This is a genomic window from Cobetia sp. 5-25-4-2 (genome assembly GCF_013374075.1).
GTDB classification, from domain to species: Bacteria; Pseudomonadota; Gammaproteobacteria; order Pseudomonadales; family Halomonadaceae; genus Cobetia; species Cobetia marina.
In genome coordinates, this window is sequence record NZ_BLWK01000012.1 from 34679 (window position 1) to 52686 (window position 18008).

Consider the following 18008-nt stretch of genomic DNA (forward strand, 5'->3'; position numbering starts at 1 on the left):
CCCTTCCCCGCTACGACAACGACACCTTCCCCCGCCCCACCTCTGGCGCCCACCACCCGGCCACAAGCGTGGTGGGGCACTCCAGGCGAACCTCGTTGCCAGCCTGACTGGTACGGCTCGTCTCTGTGGGCACGACTCTCCTCCACATGCCTCCTCCTGCGTGTCTGCCTGACTCCTTCCCCAGGCGCCTCCTGCCGCCCTTTTACGTTTAATCACCGTTTCATGAAGCATGATAAACGCAGGGATTTCTGCACCTGCCGAGGAGTAAAGTGCTTTCAACCGTCCAAGAACGGTAATTCAACAAGAATCCGCTGGCCGAGTCGCCGAGACACAGTGACCGGCAAGCTTCTGGAGAGCTCTCAATGACCACCTCCCTGATTGTCGGACTGGATGGAACGCCGGGCGGCGACAGTGCCATCGCACACGCCAAGCGCGTCGCGACGCTGGTCGGCCCCGAAACCCGCATCATTCTCTGCTATGTCGTCGAATGGTCGCCCTACAGCTTCAACACGCCGGAAGAGAACGCCCAGCGTGCGAGTCGCCGTGAAAGCGAGATCAAGCTGGCACGCGAGCGCGTTCTCGCGCCTGCCATCACGGAGCTCGAGAAGGAGGGGTATCAGGTGGAAGGCCGCGTTCGTCACGGTGACGCCGCCGAGATCCTGAGCCTGCTGGCGCGGGAAGTGAATGCCGAGCAGATCATCGTCGGTCGCAAGGGGGAGAGCATGCGCTCTCGTATCTTCGGCAGCGTGACCGCGCATCTGATCCAGGAGGCCTCGGTCCCCGTCACCGTCGTGCCCTGATGGATGACGCCAGGCGTCCGCAGACTGATCCCACAACAATGACAACATGCTCCCGAGGTCCCTTCTCATGAGTCGATTCCGCTCCCTTGCCCCCTGGGCTGCTGCCATGGCAGCGCTCATGGCCGCAGGCTCTGCCCGTGCCGAAGGCATGGATCAGGCCATCAGTGACATCGTCGGGCCGATCGTCAATCCGATCGTCTCCACCATCTTCTATTCCGTGCCGGTGGCAGGCACCCAGTTCCCGCTGATCGTCGGCTGGCTGATCATCGCTGCCGTCGTCTTCACGCTCTATTTCGGCTTCGTGCAGTTCCGTCTGTTCGGGCATGCCGTGCGTCTGGTCAAGGGCGACTACACCGACCCGAAGGATGAAGGCGAGGTGTCCCACTTCCAGGCACTGGCCACCGCGCTTTCCGGCACGGTCGGGCTGGGCAACATCGCCGGTGTCGCGGTCGCCGTCTCGCTGGGGGGGCCGGGCGCGACCTTCTGGATGATTCTGGCCGGCCTGCTCGGCATGGCCTCCAAGTTCTGCGAATGTACCCTTGGCGTGAAGTACCGCAACGTCAATGCCGATGGCTCCATCTCCGGCGGCCCGATGTACTACCTGTCCAAGGGCTTCGCGGAGAATGGCAAGGCCGGGCTTGGCAAGATCCTGGCGATCTTCTTCGCCATCTGCGCCATCGGCGGCTCCATCGGCGGCGGCAACATGTTCCAGGCCAACCAGTCCTATCAGCAGGCCGTCAACGTCACCGGCGGTGATGCCAGCTTCCTGATCGGCTACGGCTGGTTGTTCGGTCTCGTGATGGCCGCCATCGTCGGCATGGTCATCATCGGCGGCATCAAGTCCATCGCTCGCGTCACCGAGAAGCTGGTGCCGATGATGGCGGTCATCTACGTGATCGCGGCTCTCATCATCCTGGGCTTCAACTTCAGCGCGATTCCGGCGGCCTTCGGCGCCATCATCGAAGGTGCCTTCGCACCGGTCGCGGTCGGCGGCGGTATCGTCGGCGTACTGATCCAGGGCTTCAAGCGCGCCGCCTTCTCCAATGAAGCTGGTATCGGCTCCGCCGCCATCGCCCACTCTGCCGTGAAGACTTCCCAGCCGGCCACCGAAGGCATCGTCGCGCTGCTCGAACCGTTCATCGATACCGTCGTCATCTGCACCATGACCGCACTGGTCATCGTCATCACCGGCGCCTATCAGGTCGAAGGCCTCGGCGGCGTCCAGCTGACGTCCTACGCCTTCGAGACCGCCTTCCCGTGGTTCCCGTATGTGCTGGCGCTGGCGGTGCTGATGTTCGCCTTCTCCACCATGCTGTCCTGGTCCTACTACGGCCTGAAAGCCTGGACCTACCTGTTCGGTGAGAGCAAGGGTGCCGAGATCGTCTACAAGCTGATCTTCCTCGCCTTCGTGGTCATCGGCTCCTCCATGAGCCTCGGTCCGGTCATCGACTTCTCCGACGCCATGATCTTCGCCATGTCCATCGCCAACATCATCGGTCTCTACTACCTGATGCCGGTCGTGAAGCGCGAGCTGAGCCAGTACCTCGCCAAGCTGAAGTCCGGCGAGATCGCCCCGATCGACAAGGAGACCAAGCGCCAGAACGCGTGACACCTCTCCCTCTCAGGCGGGTCTGACGCAGTCGTCACCCGCCGCATGACCCAAAGCCTCTGCCCTTCGGCAGGGGCTTTTTCGTTGTCGATCATGCAATTCCGTCACCAGGACGGCGGAAACCACCCAAGTCGCATTGCCGCGGCGCAGCGCAATGGGTAGGGTGTGGCGCTCACTGGCCGAACTGGCCGGAATTCGTTTCAACGAGGACGTCTCATGCTCGCTTCCATGCACGCCATGGTGCTGCGCAACCCCGGCCCGGATGCCGACTTCGAATGCACGCAATGCCCACTGCCGGAACCCGGCCCCGGACAGGTGCGCATTCGCGTCGCCGCTTCCAGCGTCAACCCGCTCGATCTCAAGCTGGCCAGCGGGCAGGTCGCCCTTCTCCCCCCCGAACCCTGCATCCTGCATGGTGATGTCGCCGGCATCGTCGATGCCGTCGGAGACGATGTGCTGACCTTCTCACCGGGCGATGAAGTGCTCGGATTTGCCGGGGGTGTCGCGTCTCACCCCGGGGCGCTGGCGGATTACATGATCGCCGATGAGCGTCTGATCACCCGCAAGCCCCGCCGCCTGAGCTTCATGGAAGCCGCGGCATTGCCTGCAGTGTTCATCACCGCCTGGCAGGCGCTGGTGGAACGTGGCCAGCTGGAGGCGGGTCAACGCGTACTGATTCACGGCGGCGCCGGCGGTGTCGGTCATGTCGCACTGCAGATCGCCCGATGCATCGGTGCGGAAGTCGCCACGACCGTCTCCACGGATGACAAGGCGCAGCTGGCACGTGCCTGTGGCGCGGACCACGTCATTCGCTACCGCGAGGAAGCGGTGGCCGACTACGTGGAGCGCCTGACGGCTGGCCAGGGCTTTGATCTGGTCTTTGATTGCGTCGGGGGTGACAACCTGGCCGCCAGCTTCGCCGCCAGCAGGCTGGGCGGGCGCATCGTGACCATCAATGCGCGCACCACGGTAGATCTCTCGCCGCTGCATGCCGGTAGTCGCAGCCTGGAAGTGCTGTCGATCCTGCTGCCGCTCAGCGCCGGCATCGGTCACGAGCAGCAGCGTCAGGCACTGGGCAAGCTGGTGGAACTGGTCGAGGAAGGCGAGTTCAAGGTGCGCCTGGACGAGCGCCAGTTCGACTTCCGTGAAGTCGCCGAGGCACACCGACATCAGGCCTCCGGCAAGGCACTGGGCAAGATCTCCCTGCTGCGCCGCCAGTTCTGGGACGCCACTTGATGACAGCGGTACTGCATGGGGAGCTGGGCCTGCAGCTGCTCAAGCTGCTGATTTCGGTCGCGGTGGTGATCGGCCTGTCGTTGATCGCGGAGCGTCTCTCGACGCGCATGGCCGGGCTGCTGTCCGGCTATCCGCTCGGCACGGCCATCACGCTGGGCTTCATCGGGGTCGAGATTTCCCCCGAATTCGCCGGTGAGAGTGCCATCTACACGCTGGCCGGATTCTCCTCGACCCTCGCCCTGGGGGTCGGCTACTGGCTATGCGGGCGTGCAGAGGGGCTGCGCGGCGTCATCAACGGTACTCTGGGTGGCCTGCTGGGCTGGCTGGCGGCCAGCGTGGTCCTGGCGCAGTTCGAGTTCACCCGCGTCAGCGGCGTGATCGTGACGCTGATCGCCATCATGCTGTGCATGCGCCTGTACCGCGACGTACCGGAAACCCGCAGTCGCAAGGCCCCGTTCTCGTGGCCTTCGCTGCTGGCGCGTGCGGGCCTCGCGGCCGGCATCGTGTTCGGCATCACCGCGCTGGCCCATCTGTTGCCACCGTCCTGGGCCGGGCTGGTGGCGGCCTTCCCTGTCACCATGTATCCGCTGTTGATCATTCTGCATCTGACTCAGGGGCCGGCCGCTGTCGCCACCGTGATCAAGCACTACCCGGCGGGCCTTGGTTCGCTGCTGTGCTATTCACTGGTGGTCTCGCTCAGCTACCCGAGCATGGGGGTCGCGGCGGGCACCCTGCTGGGGTTCGTGATCGCGACGGCATGGCTCGGCGTGTTCACGCCGCTGCAACGGCGACTAGCCGCACGGCGTACAGCCAGCGTCTGAGCTTCCTGATAGGCTGAAAAGCCCGCAAGGACGCACAGGAGCGATGACATGTACTTCAAGACGCTGGAGCCGGCCTTCTTCGATACCGATGCCCTCGGACATATCAACAACACGCGCCTGCCGGCCTGGTTCGAGTGGGCGCGCAATGACCTGTTCCGCGTCTTCGTGCCGGATCTCGACCCGCGCAAATGGCCGCTGATCATGGCGCGCATCGAGGTCGACTTTCTCGCCGAGCTGCAATACGGCCAGGATGTCGAGATTCGCACCTGGCTGTCGCGGCTTGGCGGCAGCTCCTTCACCGTGACCCAGGAAGCCTGGCAGCGCGGTGTCTGCGGGGCGCGTGGCCACTGCGTGCTGGTGCAGTTCGATCATCACGCCAAGCAATCGCAGCGCATCGAAGGCGAGCTGCGCACGACCCTGCTCTCCCACCTGCACGAACACACTGACAGCGCCGAGCTGGATCTCCCTGCTCTGCGCGAGAAAGCCCGCGCGCTCGGCACGCACAGCACGGCGCCCGCCGGGAGCGTACCGGCATGACACCCGCGCTCAAGCTGCTCAAGGGCAAGCCTCACCGTACCCTGGAATATGCCCATGACCCTCGGGCGCCTGCGTATGGCGAAGAGGCTGCCCAGGCGCTGGGGCTTGAGCCGGCACGGGTCTTCAAGACACTCGTCTGTCAGCTGGAAGGCAGCAGTGCCCGCCAGCCGCTGGTGGTCGCCGTGGTGCCCGTCACCGGCACGCTGAACCTCAAGGCACTGGCGCGTGCCTGCCATGCCCGCAAGGCAGCCCTGGCCCCCCACGAGGCCGCCGAGCGCGCCACCGGCTATGTGGTCGGCGGCATCAGTCCACTGGGCCAGAAGAAGCGGCTGCCGCTGTGGGTGGATGACAGCGCCGAGGGGGTGGAGGAGATGTTCATCAGCGGTGGACGCCGAGGACTGGAGATCGGTCTCGCTCCCGCGCTACTGTGTGAACTGGGCAATGGGCAGTTCGCGCCGCTGGCGCGTGAGGACTGAGGCTCTCGCCACCTGTCACCCTGACGCTCCCTGCCGCCACGCCAGCGAGGAGGCCCGATGGGCATTCGCTACAGCAAGTGGATCTATCCGGACATGACCGAGCTGCATGCGCAGGTCGAGGCCTCGCTGGAGCAGTGGTTCGGCGAGCGCTTCGCCGACTACCCGCACATCAGCTTGCCGGGCCTTGACCCCTACGATTATGATGGCTGGTTCAATCGTCTGGCCCCGGAGCTGATGGCGCGCGGCAGTGACTACTGCGAGCGCGAGTGGCATGGCTATGTGCCGAGCCCCCAGCAGCTCAACCAGGCGTTCTTCCGGGCCGTCTCCCGGTCCAACAAGTGTGTGCTGGAGCCTGACTGCAAGCATGGTGATCCTGACCAATCATAGTCCCGACGCGCGTGAGCTCGAGATCATCGAGCGCCAGCTCGGGCGCAAGCCGCGCGGCATCCAGGCCGTGGCCGCCACCGATGGCGAGGGCACCCCGCTGGTGCTGCGCATGCATTCGCTGGTGGATGGCAAACCCTTCCCGACCCTCTACTGGCTGAGCGACGAGCGCCTCAAGATCTCGCTGTCACGCATCGAGGCCGAAGGCGTGATCAAGGAGCTGGAAGAGAGCCTCAAGACCGACGAGGAACTGCTGGCGCGCTATCGTGCCAGTCATGAAGCCTATGTCGCCGAGCGCTGGAGCTTCATGAGCGAGGCCGAGCGCAGCGCCATCGAGTCCCAGGGCTTCGCTGAGCTGATGCGCGAGCGTGGCGTCGGCGGCATCCGCGACTGGAATCAGGTGCGCTGCCTGCACACCCAGTACGCCCAGCACCTCGCCTATGCCGAGGGCAATGCCATCGGGCACTGGGTCGATGCCCACTACGACGTGCTGTCCGAGCTGCCCTGAGCCCTGCCTGCGATCTAGCCGACACTCAATCCCTCGAGCAGAGGCCGTCGGCCAGGAGGCACAAGACGAAGAAGCCCGCCAATTGGCGGGCTTCTTGCGTCGTGCAGGGGGCGTTTCGGCTTACAGCGAGTGCGCGAACACCAACGCGATGCACAGCGGGCAGATCAGGCGCACGTACCACGGCCAGATCTTCCAGAACAGGCTGGACTCGATGTCCGGCGCCCCGCTCTGGATCTCCTTGAGCAGCGCATGGCGCGACATTGCCCAGCCGACCAGCAGACACATCACCAGCGCGACCAGTGGCTGGCTGTACTGGGTGGTCAACATGATCACCAGACCGAACAGCGCCCCGAAGTTGGCGGCGATGGTCAGACTGATGGCCATGATGGCGGCCCCGACGGCCAGGGTGGCGGCACGCCGTCCCAGCCAGCCACGCTCGACCACGAAGGATACCGGCACTTCCAGCATCGAGATGGAGGAGGTGATGCCCGCCACGCTCATCAGCGCGAAGAACGCCACCATCAAGACGTCTCCCGCGCCACCCATCTGACCGAACAGCGCCGGCAACGTATCGAACAGCAGGGTGTCGGAGCTCTTGAGCAGGCCGTCGGCATCGAAGATCTCGACGCCCAGATGACGCGCGGCATACATGGCCGGAATCACCAGCAGGCCGGCCAGGAAGGCGATGCCGACGTCGATCAGCGTCACCAGCACGCCGAGACGCGGCAGGTTCTGCTCCGGCCCCAGATAGGAGCCATAGATCAGCATTGCCCCCACGCCGAGCGACAGCGAGAAGAATGCCTGGCCCATCGCGCTCAGCATCAGGTCAGCATCGAAGATGCGATCCCACTGCGGGGTGAGATAGACACTCAGGCCTTCATCGGCGCCCGGCAGGGTCAGCACGTAGCCGATCAACCCCACCAGCAGGGCCAGCAGCAGCGGCATCAGACGTGTGGACCATTTCTCGATCCCGCCGCGCACGCCACCGACCACGATCGCCATGGTCAGGGCGAGGAAGACCGCCGTCAGCGAGACATTGCGCGTGAAGTCGAAGGTGGTCAGCCAGCTGGCGGCGGACGACATGCCCAACGCCTCGCTGACCGGCGCGGCGGTATAGCCCAGCAGCCAGCCCGCGACGATGGCGTAGAAGGCCAGGATCAGGCTGGCGGTCAACATGCCCGCCCAGCCCGCCAGCGCGCCGAAGCGCTTGGTGATGCCGCGCCCCAGACTCATGCTGGTGACGATATTGGCCTGACCATGCCGCCCGATGACCAGCTCGGCCATCAAGGCCGGCCACGCCAGCAGGAAGGCCAGCACCAGATACATCACCACGAAGGCCCCGCCTCCGTTGTTGGCGGTCTGGGACGGGAAGCCCCAGACGTTGCCAAGCCCTACTGCCGAACCAGCGGCGGCCATCAAGAAGCCCAGCCGACTGGCGAAGCGTCCGCGCACCTGCGCCATCTGTCTCTCCTGCCTTGTTGTCCCGCGCCCGCCGTCAGGACGTCGCGTCATGTTGGAGTGCACCCCGATGAAAAGGCTCATGGGCGTCAGCGCCCGCCAGCCGTCGCCTGCGGGGGCGGCAAGGGTAGCAGAGCAGGCCCGTGAATGCAGGTACCACGCCGAGCATGCTCTCTCACTCTGCAAGGCAAGGTTGCGCCAAGGCGTCATGGCCCCGCCGCACAACTCGGGTAGGATGGAGACCACGACATTCTGGCGTGGCACTCGACCTTGCGTGCCACAACACACCTTCAGGAGAGCAACATGCATCGCATCTGTGTCTATCTGGGTTCCCGCGAGGGGGCCTCCCCGCATCACCGCCAGCAGGCCGAGGCACTGGGGACCGCGATCGCCGAACGTGGCTGGGGACTGGTCTATGGAGGAGCACGTGCCGGACTGATGGGCGCTTTGGCAGATGCCGCGCTGGCCGCAGGCGGAGAGGTGGTCGGCGTGATCCCGCAGGCGCTGGTGCGCAACGAGAAGGCACACACCGGGCTGACTCGGCTGATCGAAGTGGCGGACATGCATGAGCGCAAGGCGCAGATGGCCGCGCTGGCGGATGGTTTCGTGACCCTGCCGGGCGGGATCGGCACGCTGGAGGAGCTGTTCGAGACCTGGACCTGGCAATACCTGCGCTTTCACGCCAAGCCGATCGCCGTCCTCGACAGTGACGGCTTCTACGCGCCGCTGCTGGAATTTCTGGATCGCACCGTCGAGGCGGGCTTCCTCGACGCGGATACTCGCGCCCGCCTGATCAGCGAACGCGAGATCACTCCCCTGCTGGACCGCCTGGCCCCCTCGTCAGGCGAGCAGGCCTGACGGCAAGCAGCATGGGTCAAGCCTCCGTGACGGGGTGTCGTGCACCGGCCTGATCGCGACAGGCCGGCTCCCCGAGATAGCGGCTGCGCTTGCTGGCGGTGATGCGTCGGATATCGACCATCACCAGCCCATCGATGCAGTAGCCGAAATCGGCATCGACACTGAAGTCGAGGAAGCGAGTGCCGCCGGGCTCGGTGACCTCGGCGTACTGCTTGTAGAGGGTCGGCACCGTCACGCCCATCGCGTCCAGCTGGGCGCGCAGGCGACGGAAATCACCCTCGGCATCCTGACCATCGAACAGACGCTCCGCCTCATGGGCGGCACTGCCCGGTGCACTCTGCGCGACCGGTGCCCGTGCACGCGCCAGCCCCTCCTCATCCCCGTAGTAGTGGCGGTAATAGCTGACGATCAACGCCCGAGCAGCCTCCGGGTAGCTGTTGGAGAGCGTGACCGGGCCGAACAGCCAGCGAATCTCGGGGTGACGGCGCAGATAGGCACCCAGCCCCTGCCACAGGTAATCGAGACTGCGGCGCCCCCAATAGCGTGGCTGCACGAAGCTGCGCCCCAGCTCCAGGCCCTCCTGCATATGCGCGAACATCTCCGGCGTGAAGCGGAACAGGGTCGGACTGTAGAGCCCCTTCTCGCCATGCACCGCCATGATCTTGCCCACCTCACCGATGCGATAGGCCCCGGCGATCTCGAGATCGGCGTCATCCCACAGCACCAGATGACGGTAATGCGCGTCGTAACGGTCGATGTCACGACGCTCTCCCGTCCCTTCGCCGACGCGGCGGAAGCTCAATTCGCGCAGCCGACCGATCTCGCGCATCACGCTGGAACCGGGAAAGGCATCGAACAGGTAGATCTTCTTGCCGTCGCGGGTCTCACCCAGCAGCTCACACGGCGTCAGTTCCTCACGCAGCGCCTGGCGCTCCTCCGGATGACCGATGGCCTTCTCGGTCACGAACAGCCCGCGCTTGCCGCGGCCGATGCGATAGAGGTGCTTGCGCAGCAGGCGTGTCTTGGCATTGGTGCTCAGGGCATCACTGTCGAGACGCGCCAGCGGAATCAGTTCCCCGATGCGCAGCTTGAGCTGACGTTCGCGCTGGCGAAACATCTCATGGGCCAGCAGCGGCGTGCCGAGGCCACGGTTGATCGATGACAGGGTATAGAAGAGCGTCGAGTTGCGACCACTGACGTGAATCGGCAGTACCGGCGCGTTGGTCTTGCGCGCGAAATGCAGGAAGCCCGACAGCCACTTGCCGTCACGCGGCCCGGTCGGCCCTGCGCGCGAGACCTCTCCGGCCGGGAAGATGATGACGGCCTCTTCATTCATCAGTGCCTCGCAGATCTGGGTGCTGCTCCTGCGATACCCACGGCGACTGAGGTTGTCCAGCGGCAGCAGCAAGGGCGCCAGCGGCTCGACCTTCATCAGGATGTCGTTGGCGACGATCTTCACGTCACGGCGCACTTCGCCGACCAGCTTGAGCAGCGCGAGGCCGTCCAGCGAGCCCAGCGGGTGGTTGGCGACGATCACCACTCGCCCGTAGGCAGGGATGTTCTCGCGCTCCCGCGAGGAGACGGAGTAGGCGAAGGAGAAGTGATCGAGCACACGGTCGATGAAGTCGAAACCGCGCAGACCGGCATGCTCGGCGAGGAAGGCATTGATCTCGCTCTCGTGAACCAGACGCCGCAGCAGCGCCAGCGCCGGGCGACGAATCAGAGGGTGGCGCCTGGCAAAGGCGGGATACTTGGCGGCGATGACACGGGCGGTATCGATCATGCTCACTCCTTTGCGCAACGCGGTGCGTCACTCGCAGTCTGAAACAGAGGCTTGATATCACGTCAGAATCGCGCCACTTCATGACAGGTGCGTCACAGTCCCCGTACAGTGAGATGACAGACATCCGTCTGAGGACGGAGCGATCACAGCAAGGCAGCCACGATTGCCAAGCCAAGGAGATAGCGAATGTATGCGATAGCCGTCGAGAACGAGGCGCTGGTCTGGCAGGAAACCGAGGCCCCTTCAGGTATCGCCTCGGACGAGGTGCGTATCCAGGTGGCCTGGGCCGGCGTCAACCGCGCGGATCTGATGCAGCGCGCCGGGAAGTATCCGCCCCCGGCCGGGGAAAGCGAGATTCTCGGTCTCGAGGTCAGCGGCACCATCCTCGAGGTGGGCAGACACGTGGAACGCTTCCAGGTGGGGGACCCGGTCTGCGCCCTGCTGGCAGGCGGAGGCTATGCCGAAGAGGTGGTGGTCAATGCCCTGCAGGTACTGCCGGTGCCGGAGGGCTACGGCCTGCGTGAGGCGGCCGCCCTGCCGGAGATGTTCGCCACCGCCTGGCTGAACCTGTTCATCGAGGGCAACCTCAAGCACAAGGAACGCGTCCTGCTGCACGCCGGGGCCAGCGGTATCGGCACCACTGCCATCCAGCTGTGCGGCCTGTTCGGCCATCCCTGCTTCGTGACCGTCGGCAGTCAGGAGAAGCTGGACACCTGCCTGCGGCTGGGGGCCGATGCCGGCTGGAATCGCCACGATGGCAGTTTCGTCGATGCCGTGAACGAATGGGGCGGCGCTGACATGATTCTCGACCCGGTCGGCGGCGGCTACCTGTCAGGCAATCAGCAGGTCCTGAATCAGGATGGCCGCATGGTATTGATCGGCCTGATGGGCGGGCGGATGGACGAGCTGGATCTGGGACGCATGCTGATGAAGCGCCAGCGGTTGATCGGCTCGACCCTGCGTTCCCGCTCGCCCAAGGGCAAGGGCATGGTGCTGGATGCACTCTATGTCCACGTCTGGCCACGCCTGGCGCGAGGCGAGATACGTCCGCATATCGACAAGAGCTGGCCGATCCAGGACGCCGAGGCTGCACATGCCTATGTGCAGGACAACGCCAGCACCGGCAAGGTGCTGCTGGCGGTAAGCGGGGCCTGAGTCCGTCGTCGACTGGCAGAACGCAAGAAGGCAGCCCGATGGGCTGCCTTCTGCAGGGGCTTTCACGCCGGTCATCTTTCGCCGGGCTGAACGCTCAGTCGTTGCGCTCGATGGCCTGGGCCTTCTGCCAGGTCAGTTGCAGCAGACGGGCATCATCTCCAGCGCGATGGCGCTGGATGCCGCCTTCGGCGATCACGGCTTCCTTGAGCTCGGCCCAGCGATTCAGCTGCTCCTCATCCAGCAGCCGGCGCAGCGCTTCCAGCCGGAAGTGCGGCAGCATGCCGGCATGATGGAACAGCAACGACAACCAGGTATTGTCGTAGCCCCAGCTGTCGCTGTACGCGATACGTGTCTCGCTCAGCTCATCATTGATCCACTGCGCCACTTCCCGCACCGGGCGGCCTTCACGTGCCAATCGGGCGCGTGAAATGCCATGCAACAACTCAGCCTTGGGGTCCCAGTGCACCCACTCTTCCAGCGGCTGGATGAGGAAGGCACAGCTGCTGCCATCGGTACGCGCCAGACCGATCTCGATCGGGTAGCTGCCGCGGCCAAAGCCGGAGGCTTCAATATCGAGCAGAATAGGCAGCGTCACACGCGTCTCCCACGGTATCTCAGGCAGCCAAGGACCAGGCAAGAAGGGGTTGAATGTCTTCAGGTTACGGGAATTGCCCCCCGTTTGGCGAGTCCTGCTCATCCGGTTGACATCAGAAGAGACGGAGACGACAGCGCCCTCACGAGGAGGGCGCTGTCAGAGGAGGCGATCGACGACGGCAGCAGCCGTCGGATTGGCTCAGTGGAGGGCGGCTTCGTCACCGCTGCGTGCATGCGCTTCCCAATGCTCCGCCTTGTGCGGGCAGACCGCCAGCCCCAGCGAGCCTTCACGATAGGCACGTGCCAGGCGCTGCGCGGCAAGCGCATGATGACGCTCTGCCGCACGTGCATACCAGGTCACGGCCTTGGCCGGGTCACTCTGGTATTGCGCGCAGCCATGCTCGTAGATGCACCCTGCCTGGTACTGGGCATGGATGTCACCCGCCTGTGCCGCCTTGACGACGAAACGGGCACCCTTGGCCTTTTCCTGCGCCGAACTGCCGCGCTGGAACAGCATGTGGCCGTACAATGACAGCGCACCGGTATGACCGGCCTTGGCGCAGTGATTGAACAGACGCATGGTCAGACGATGCTTCTGCTGAGAGCCGGAAAGCCAGGAGGCGTGGAACAGACGCTCCGCCAGGCGGTATTTCAGTCCGGTCATCAGGGTTGAGGCCTGCGGCATGACGAGTAACCTTGAAACAGATAAGAGGGATGACGCCGTATCTGGCCCTTTCCTGAGCCTGCGACGCTGTTCTCCTTGCCAACGCTGTCAGTTTGCCCATGCGGGCGGCCTCGCGAGGCTGCTCCCCTGACAACGGGGCGCCAAGCATACTCGCGCAATCAGGGGGACTCAAGCCCGCCTTGTGGGTTTTTGTTACGCTGCTAATATGTGCGCCGTCCCGCGAGTGAAACCGCCGCTGCACCTGCCCTGACACACGCAGGCGACGCACGCTCGCCTTACCCGCTTTTGCCAACCACCCGACAGGGGAATCCTGCATGCAACGTAGAGCTCTAGGCCGCACCGGCATTGACGTGAGTCTGCTGTGCCTTGGCACCATGACCTTTGGTGAGCAGAACAGCGAAGCCGATGCCCACCAGCAGCTGGATCGTGCGCTCGATGCCGGCATCGACTTCATCGATACCGCCGAGATGTACCCTGTCCCGCCCAATGGCGAGACCCAGGGCCGCACCGAGCAGTACATCGGCAGCTGGCTGGCCGCACGCGGCAACCGTGACCAGGTCAAGATCGCCACCAAGGTCACCGGCCCGGGCATGGACTACCTCCGCGGTGGTTCACGCCTGACCCGCGAGCAGATCATCGCCGCCTGTGACGACAACCTGCGCCGTCTGGGCACCGATTACATCGACCTCTATCAGCTGCATTGGCCGGATCGCAAGACCAACTTCTTCGGCAAGCTGGGTTACCAGCCGGTGGAAGACGAGGACATGACGCCGCTGGAAGAAAGCCTCTCCGCCCTTGGCGAACTGGTCACCGCGGGCAAGATTCGCGCCGTGGGTCTGTCCAACGAGACGCCCTGGGGCGTGATGCAGTGCCTGAATCTGGCCGAGCGCCTGAATCTGCCGCGCGTCGCCAGCGTCCAGAATCCCTACAATCTGGTCAACCGCAGCTTTGAGGTCGGGCTGGCCGAGTTCGCGCACCGCGAAGATGTGGGCCTGCTCGCCTATTCGCCGCTGGCCTTCGGCACCCTGTCCGGCAAGTACCTGGATGGCGCCCGTCCGGAAGGCGCGCGTCTGACCCTGTTCGAGCGCTTCCAGCGCTACAACGCGGAGCCGGCCCAGCACGTCATCGCCTGCTACGTGGATATCGCACGCCGTCATGGCCTGAACCCGGCGCAGATGGCACTCGCCTTCGTCAACACGCGTCCGTTCCTGACCAGCAACATCATCGGTGCCACCACCATGCTGCAGCTGGAGAGCAACATCAAAAGCCTCGAGGTGGAACTGAGCGACGAGGTGCTGGCCGAGATCGAGATGATCCACAACACCGCGCCGAACCCCTGCCCCTGATCTGCCCCTGACGCGCAACCCGACAGGCCGGTCGTGATGACCGGCCTGTTCGTCTCCAAGGAAACCCCATGAATCCCGCTGAACTGAGCATGATTCTCATGGCCGTGGCCGCCGGTGCCATGATGCCGATCCAGGCCGGCGTCAATTCCACGCTGGCCCTGCAGACCCACAGTTCGCTCATGGCCGCCATGGTCAGCTTCGTGATCGGCTCGATCGCCCTGATCGGTATCGTGCTGGCCATGCGATTGCCCATGCCGGGTATTGGTGCCCTGAAAGCGGCTCCCTGGTGGAGCTGGACCGGTGGTCTGCTGGGGGCCTTCTTCGTGGCAGCCAGCGTGATCCTGGTACCCAAGCTGGGCGCGGCCACCATGATGGCCACCTTCCTGGCGGGCCAGCTGACGGCTTCGGTCGTTCTGGATCACTTCGGTTGGGCAACCTTCCCGCAGCATGATCTCTCGCTGGGGCGCGTGGCGGGCGTGCTGTTGCTGTTCGCTGGCGTCTTCCTGATCCGACGCTATTGATGCCTTTGGCGTCACGCATCGCAATCTATGGCCCCGATAGTCCCGACGGACTCGGGGCCATGTTGTCTGCCTGATATACTGAGACCTTTCCCCTGTCAGGAGGTCTTCATGCTGAGTGTGATTTCGCCCGCCAAGTCGCTGGATTTCGACAGCGCCCCCGTGACCTCCCGTCATACCCAACCCGACTTTCTTGATCAGGCTCAACCACTGATCGATATCCTGCGCGAGCAATCACCGCAGGACATCGCAAGCCTCATGAAGCTTTCCGACAAGCTGGCCGGCCTCAATGCCGCTCGCTTTCAGGAATGGCAGCCCCCCTTCACGCCAGACAATGCCAAGCAGGCGGTACTGGCCTTTCAGGGAGATGTCTATCAGGGCATGGCGGCAGAAACGTTCAGCGAGGAAGAATTCGAGCGCGCGCAACACAGGCTGCGCATTCTCTCCGGCCTCTACGGGCTACTGCGCCCGCTGGATCTCATCCAGCCGTATCGCCTGGAGATGGGCACCCGCCTGAGCAACCCGGCCGGCAAGGACCTCTACGCCTACTGGCGCAAGACGCTGACGCCGGCACTGGAGCAGGCCGTCGAAGACAGTGGCACGCCGATACTGGTCAATCTGGCCTCCAACGAGTACTTCAAGGCCATCGACGCCAAGGCATTCCGCCACCGTATCGTGACGCCGGTCTTCAAGGACGAGAAGAACGGTCAGTCCAAGATCATCAGCTTCTACGCCAAGCGTGCACGCGGCCTGATGAGCGCCTGGATGCTCAAGCACGATATCGAGACGGCCGAGGACCTCAAGGACTTCGATGTGGCCGGCTACCGCTTCTCCAATGCCGCCTCAGAGGGCGATACGCTGGTCTTCACGCGCAGTGAAGCCGACGCGGCACGCGCCTGACGCGCGCCTTGCAGGTCGCCCTTGCAGGTCGCCCTGCGACTCACCCACCCAGCCCGGGGAACGCCAGGTGCTCTCCTGCCCGGGGTTTGAGATAACGGCGATGAATATCGCCGAAAAGGACGTGATCCGCGCTTCCAAGCCATTCGTAAGCCACCATCTCGGCGCTGACGACACTGGCCCCCGCCGCCTCGCAGCGGGTCACTCCCAATGCTGCCTCACGCGGGCGGCGACTGGCGACACCATCAGCTACCAGCGCCACTCGATACCCCGCACCGCATAGTGACAGCACGGTCTGCATCACGCAGACATGCGCCTCGGCACCACATACCACCAGCTGATCATATCCGCTCTGCTCCAGCGCCTTTCGAAAATCCTGTGCCTCCAGCGCGCTGAAGCTGCGCTTGGTGAAGCAGCGGGTTCGCTCGCTCAGCAAGTGTGTCATGGGAGCACTTTCGCCCAGCTTGTCCGGACAGTGCTCCGTCAGCCACACGGGAATTTCCAGCGCCTGGGCGATACCGCCCAGCCAGATGGCACTGTTGATGGCTTCGGTTCCGCCACTCAGCACCGGCATCAGGCGAGCCTGAAAGTCGATCAGCAACAACAATGACCGTCTCGCCATCAGGTGTTGAGACTTTTCGTCGTCCATTGGTCCTCCCACGTCGATTCTAGGGCTAGAATGGGGCTTCCACTTACACGCTAGCGCATCCAAGGAGATCCCACATGCGCCATCTGTTCATCATGCTGATGGTCGGCTTGCTCGGCTTCGGTCTGAGCGTCGAACACGCGGAGGCCAAGCGCCTCGGCGGCGGCAAGAGTTTCGGTAGCTACTCACGATCCGCTGACAGCGGAAAATCCTCCAGCTCACTGTTTGGCAGCAACAAGGCCACCAACAGCAGCACTGCAGCGAAGTCCAAGCCCTCCAGCGGTCTGTCCAAGTTTGCCGGTCCGCTGGCAGGTCTGCTGGCAGGTGGTCTGCTGGCATCGCTATTCTTCGGCGGCGCCTTCGATGGTCTGCGCATGACAGACTTCCTGATCATCGCGGTGATCGCCTTCATCGCCTTCAAGTTCCTGAGCGCGCGCAAGAAGGCCGCCATGGCGAGCGGCGGGCCGGCAGGCAGCGGTAGCGCCTCCCCCCGTCACGATGATCAGCCACGTAACGTGCAGGCACGTGAAGCGCACCAGGAGCAGGGCGAGTCGCTGGCGCCTGCTGGCGGTATCGGTGCAGGGCTGGGCGGCGGAGCTCCCGTCAGTGAGCCTGCCTGGTTCGACAAGGAACAGTTCCTCGGTGGTGCCAAGGAGCACTTCATGACCCTGCAACGCGCCTGGGACAACAATGACCTGCCGCGCATCCAGGAATACGTGACGCCGGAGCTCTACAACATGCTGCGCGAAGAACGCGCTCAGCAGCCAGCCAACAACCGTACCGAAGTCGTGCGTCTGTTCGCTGAACTGGGCAGCGTGCAGGAAATCGGCAAGCAGGCGGAAGCGACAGTGCTGTTCCACGGCGTGCTCGACGAGAATGGCGAGCAGAACGAGTTCAACGAGACCTGGCACCTGGTCCGTGAGCTGCGCGATGGTGCAGACTGGTACATTCAGGGTATCGAGCAGAACAGCTAAACAGCTCCTCCCTCCCTGATGCGGTCTTCACATCGAGGACTCCATCAGATACCAGAGCGGCCGGATGATCACTCATCCGGCCGCTTTTTCTTGCCTGCAAGGCAAGGAGCCAGACGGCAGACATAAAAAAACCGGCCACTGGGGAAGTGGCCGGCGGACTGGCTGCTCGACTGCAAGGCAGGAGTGCCATATCTCAAAAAGTCTGCTGATGGGATAGCACAGACAAGTTTCTAAGCAAGGGAACGTCGAAACTCACCTACTCAGAGTCTGGCATGACGCTTTAGTTCACCCTGATGAAGAAAAAGTCGAGCAACTCCGAGGTGCGAAACCCGCGACGCTTGACGCTCGATAAAGATAAGCCTCCCTAGCACTTCCTTCGCTCTCGGAAACAACGGACTCATGCGAGCCTCACGGCGCTCACGTGCATCACCTCGACAGACACGATGTGAATACCCTGAGGAATCGTGCAGCGAGGTTTTCCACACCCTCTTGCTCTCTTGCCCCCTGCGACTCCCTGGAACTCTGCTCCCCGTCTACAGCTTCTCCTGGCAAGCACGACGCAGTCCTTCCTTTGTCTCTCTTCTCTTTCGTGCCACTTTTTCCGCGCACAAAGAGAACCGCCCCTGCAGCTGGGCTGCAGGGGCGGTTCAGTATAAGTGCCTGACGATGACCTACTCTCACATGGAGAAACTCCACACTACCATCGGCGCTAAGCGGTTTCAC

Annotated in this window: 18 protein-coding genes and 1 pseudogene; 14 read left to right on the top strand and 5 right to left on the bottom strand. The window is 63.9% G+C overall.

Features of this window, described 5'->3' with window-relative positions:
* Nucleotides 1-362 precede the first annotated feature (362 nt).
* From HXS65_RS17180 to HXS65_RS17215, 8 genes and pseudogenes are all read left to right on the top strand, one after another.
* Complete coding sequence (locus HXS65_RS17180) at nucleotides 363-800, top strand: universal stress protein (protein ID WP_077373569.1); 438 nt, start codon at nucleotides 363-365, stop codon at nucleotides 798-800.
* Nucleotides 801-867: 67 nt separating this feature from the next.
* Nucleotides 868-2409 carry a sodium:alanine symporter family protein gene (locus HXS65_RS17185; RefSeq protein WP_077373566.1) on the top strand — a complete coding sequence of 514 codons (1542 nt, stop codon included), beginning with the start codon at nucleotides 868-870 and terminating at the stop codon, nucleotides 2407-2409.
* Nucleotides 2410-2625: 216 nt separating this feature from the next.
* On the top strand, nucleotides 2626-3645 hold the full coding sequence (locus HXS65_RS17190; RefSeq protein WP_205700551.1) for a zinc-binding dehydrogenase: 1020 nt from the start codon (nucleotides 2626-2628) through the stop codon (nucleotides 3643-3645).
* On the top strand, nucleotides 3645-4466 hold the full coding sequence (locus tag HXS65_RS17195; RefSeq protein ID WP_176494518.1) for a hypothetical protein: 822 nt from the start codon (nucleotides 3645-3647) through the stop codon (nucleotides 4464-4466). The genes HXS65_RS17190 and HXS65_RS17195 overlap by 1 nt, the downstream gene beginning before the upstream one ends.
* Before the next feature lie 48 nt (nucleotides 4467-4514).
* Nucleotides 4515-4904: pseudogene (locus HXS65_RS17200) on the top strand (acyl-CoA thioesterase); the annotation flags it as partial.
* A 95-nt stretch (nucleotides 4905-4999) separates the two neighbouring features.
* Nucleotides 5000-5479 carry an aminoacyl-tRNA deacylase gene (locus HXS65_RS17205; RefSeq protein ID WP_077373557.1) on the top strand — a complete coding sequence of 160 codons (480 nt, stop codon included), beginning with the start codon at nucleotides 5000-5002 and terminating at the stop codon, nucleotides 5477-5479.
* 57 nt (nucleotides 5480-5536) lie between these two features.
* A complete protein-coding gene (locus tag HXS65_RS17210; RefSeq protein WP_077373554.1) occupies nucleotides 5537-5866 on the top strand; it encodes a hypothetical protein in 330 nt (109 codons plus the stop codon).
* Nucleotides 5844-6371, top strand: coding sequence for a DUF501 domain-containing protein (locus HXS65_RS17215; RefSeq protein WP_084207776.1), 528 nt, complete (start codon nucleotides 5844-5846; stop codon nucleotides 6369-6371). Before HXS65_RS17210 ends, HXS65_RS17215 begins: the two co-directional genes overlap by 23 nt.
* A gap of 120 nt (nucleotides 6372-6491) precedes the next feature.
* Here HXS65_RS17215 and HXS65_RS17220 read toward each other — a convergent pair whose 3' ends face one another.
* A complete protein-coding gene (locus HXS65_RS17220) occupies nucleotides 6492-7832 on the bottom strand; it encodes a sodium-dependent transporter (protein ID WP_176494520.1) in 1341 nt (446 codons plus the stop codon).
* 300 nt (nucleotides 7833-8132) lie between these two features.
* Between HXS65_RS17220 and HXS65_RS17225 the strand changes: the two genes are divergently transcribed.
* Nucleotides 8133-8687, top strand: a complete 555-nt coding sequence (locus HXS65_RS17225) for a TIGR00730 family Rossman fold protein (protein WP_077373546.1) — start codon at nucleotides 8133-8135, stop codon at nucleotides 8685-8687.
* Between the two features lie 16 nt (nucleotides 8688-8703).
* On the opposite strand, the gene HXS65_RS17230 is transcribed toward HXS65_RS17225, so the two are convergent.
* Nucleotides 8704-10470 (bottom strand): lysophospholipid acyltransferase family protein, encoded by a 1767-nt coding sequence (locus HXS65_RS17230; protein WP_176494521.1) that lies wholly within the window; start codon nucleotides 10468-10470, stop codon nucleotides 8704-8706.
* 186 nt (nucleotides 10471-10656) lie between these two features.
* On the opposite strand from HXS65_RS17230, the gene HXS65_RS17235 reads away from it, so the two are divergent.
* The gene (locus HXS65_RS17235) at nucleotides 10657-11625 is read left to right on the top strand and encodes an NAD(P)H-quinone oxidoreductase (RefSeq protein ID WP_176494523.1); all 969 of its coding nucleotides are present in this window, start codon (nucleotides 10657-10659) and stop codon (nucleotides 11623-11625) included.
* A gap of 94 nt (nucleotides 11626-11719) precedes the next feature.
* On the opposite strand, the gene HXS65_RS17240 is transcribed toward HXS65_RS17235, so the two are convergent.
* Together HXS65_RS17240 and HXS65_RS17245 are read right to left on the bottom strand one after the other, a co-directional pair.
* Nucleotides 11720-12220 (bottom strand): hypothetical protein, encoded by a 501-nt coding sequence (locus HXS65_RS17240; RefSeq protein WP_077373537.1) that lies wholly within the window; start codon nucleotides 12218-12220, stop codon nucleotides 11720-11722.
* A 198-nt stretch (nucleotides 12221-12418) separates the two neighbouring features.
* The gene (locus HXS65_RS17245) at nucleotides 12419-12904 is read right to left on the bottom strand and encodes a tetratricopeptide repeat protein (RefSeq protein ID WP_077373534.1); all 486 of its coding nucleotides are present in this window, start codon (nucleotides 12902-12904) and stop codon (nucleotides 12419-12421) included.
* Between the two features lie 314 nt (nucleotides 12905-13218).
* Between HXS65_RS17245 and HXS65_RS17250 the strand changes: the two genes are divergently transcribed.
* From HXS65_RS17250 to yaaA, 3 genes are all read left to right on the top strand, one after another.
* Nucleotides 13219-14250 carry an NADP(H)-dependent aldo-keto reductase gene (locus tag HXS65_RS17250; RefSeq protein WP_077373531.1) on the top strand — a complete coding sequence of 344 codons (1032 nt, stop codon included), beginning with the start codon at nucleotides 13219-13221 and terminating at the stop codon, nucleotides 14248-14250.
* 68 nt (nucleotides 14251-14318) lie between these two features.
* Nucleotides 14319-14771 (top strand): DMT family transporter, encoded by a 453-nt coding sequence (locus tag HXS65_RS17255; protein WP_077373528.1) that lies wholly within the window; start codon nucleotides 14319-14321, stop codon nucleotides 14769-14771.
* A 108-nt stretch (nucleotides 14772-14879) separates the two neighbouring features.
* The gene (gene yaaA, locus HXS65_RS17260) at nucleotides 14880-15668 is read left to right on the top strand and encodes a peroxide stress protein YaaA (RefSeq protein ID WP_077373525.1); all 789 of its coding nucleotides are present in this window, start codon (nucleotides 14880-14882) and stop codon (nucleotides 15666-15668) included.
* Between the two features lie 40 nt (nucleotides 15669-15708).
* Here yaaA and HXS65_RS17265 read toward each other — a convergent pair whose 3' ends face one another.
* Complete coding sequence (locus HXS65_RS17265) at nucleotides 15709-16314, bottom strand: isochorismatase family protein (protein WP_255304548.1); 606 nt, start codon at nucleotides 16312-16314, stop codon at nucleotides 15709-15711.
* Nucleotides 16315-16388: 74 nt separating this feature from the next.
* On the opposite strand from HXS65_RS17265, the gene HXS65_RS17270 reads away from it, so the two are divergent.
* On the top strand, nucleotides 16389-17285 hold the full coding sequence (locus HXS65_RS17270; protein ID WP_077373522.1) for a Tim44 domain-containing protein: 897 nt from the start codon (nucleotides 16389-16391) through the stop codon (nucleotides 17283-17285).
* Nucleotides 17286-18008 lie beyond the last annotated feature (723 nt).

Excerpts from the sequence above, each read along its gene's own strand:
- HXS65_RS17180 (WP_077373569.1), top strand. The coding sequence starts at position 363 with ATGACCACCTCCCTGATTGTCGGACTGGATGGAACGCCGGGCGGCGAC.
- HXS65_RS17185 (WP_077373566.1), top strand. The coding sequence starts at position 868 with ATGAGTCGATTCCGCTCCCTTGCCCCCTGGGCTGCTGCCATGGCAGCG.
- HXS65_RS17190 (WP_205700551.1), top strand. The coding sequence starts at position 2,626 with ATGCTCGCTTCCATGCACGCCATGGTGCTGCGCAACCCCGGCCCGGAT.
- HXS65_RS17195 (WP_176494518.1), top strand. The coding sequence starts at position 3,645 with ATGACAGCGGTACTGCATGGGGAGCTGGGCCTGCAGCTGCTCAAGCTG.
- HXS65_RS17205 (WP_077373557.1), top strand. The coding sequence starts at position 5,000 with ATGACACCCGCGCTCAAGCTGCTCAAGGGCAAGCCTCACCGTACCCTG.
- HXS65_RS17210 (WP_077373554.1), top strand. The coding sequence starts at position 5,537 with ATGGGCATTCGCTACAGCAAGTGGATCTATCCGGACATGACCGAGCTG.
- HXS65_RS17215 (WP_084207776.1), top strand. The coding sequence starts at position 5,844 with ATGGTGATCCTGACCAATCATAGTCCCGACGCGCGTGAGCTCGAGATC.
- HXS65_RS17220 (WP_176494520.1), bottom strand. The coding sequence starts at position 7,832 with ATGGCGCAGGTGCGCGGACGCTTCGCCAGTCGGCTGGGCTTCTTGATG.
- HXS65_RS17225 (WP_077373546.1), top strand. The coding sequence starts at position 8,133 with ATGCATCGCATCTGTGTCTATCTGGGTTCCCGCGAGGGGGCCTCCCCG.
- HXS65_RS17230 (WP_176494521.1), bottom strand. The coding sequence starts at position 10,470 with ATGATCGATACCGCCCGTGTCATCGCCGCCAAGTATCCCGCCTTTGCC.
- HXS65_RS17235 (WP_176494523.1), top strand. The coding sequence starts at position 10,657 with ATGTATGCGATAGCCGTCGAGAACGAGGCGCTGGTCTGGCAGGAAACC.
- HXS65_RS17245 (WP_077373534.1), bottom strand. The coding sequence starts at position 12,904 with ATGCCGCAGGCCTCAACCCTGATGACCGGACTGAAATACCGCCTGGCG.
- HXS65_RS17250 (WP_077373531.1), top strand. The coding sequence starts at position 13,219 with ATGCAACGTAGAGCTCTAGGCCGCACCGGCATTGACGTGAGTCTGCTG.
- HXS65_RS17255 (WP_077373528.1), top strand. The coding sequence starts at position 14,319 with ATGAATCCCGCTGAACTGAGCATGATTCTCATGGCCGTGGCCGCCGGT.
- yaaA (WP_077373525.1), top strand. The coding sequence starts at position 14,880 with ATGCTGAGTGTGATTTCGCCCGCCAAGTCGCTGGATTTCGACAGCGCC.
- HXS65_RS17265 (WP_255304548.1), bottom strand. The coding sequence starts at position 16,314 with ATGGACGACGAAAAGTCTCAACACCTGATGGCGAGACGGTCATTGTTG.
- HXS65_RS17270 (WP_077373522.1), top strand. The coding sequence starts at position 16,389 with ATGCGCCATCTGTTCATCATGCTGATGGTCGGCTTGCTCGGCTTCGGT.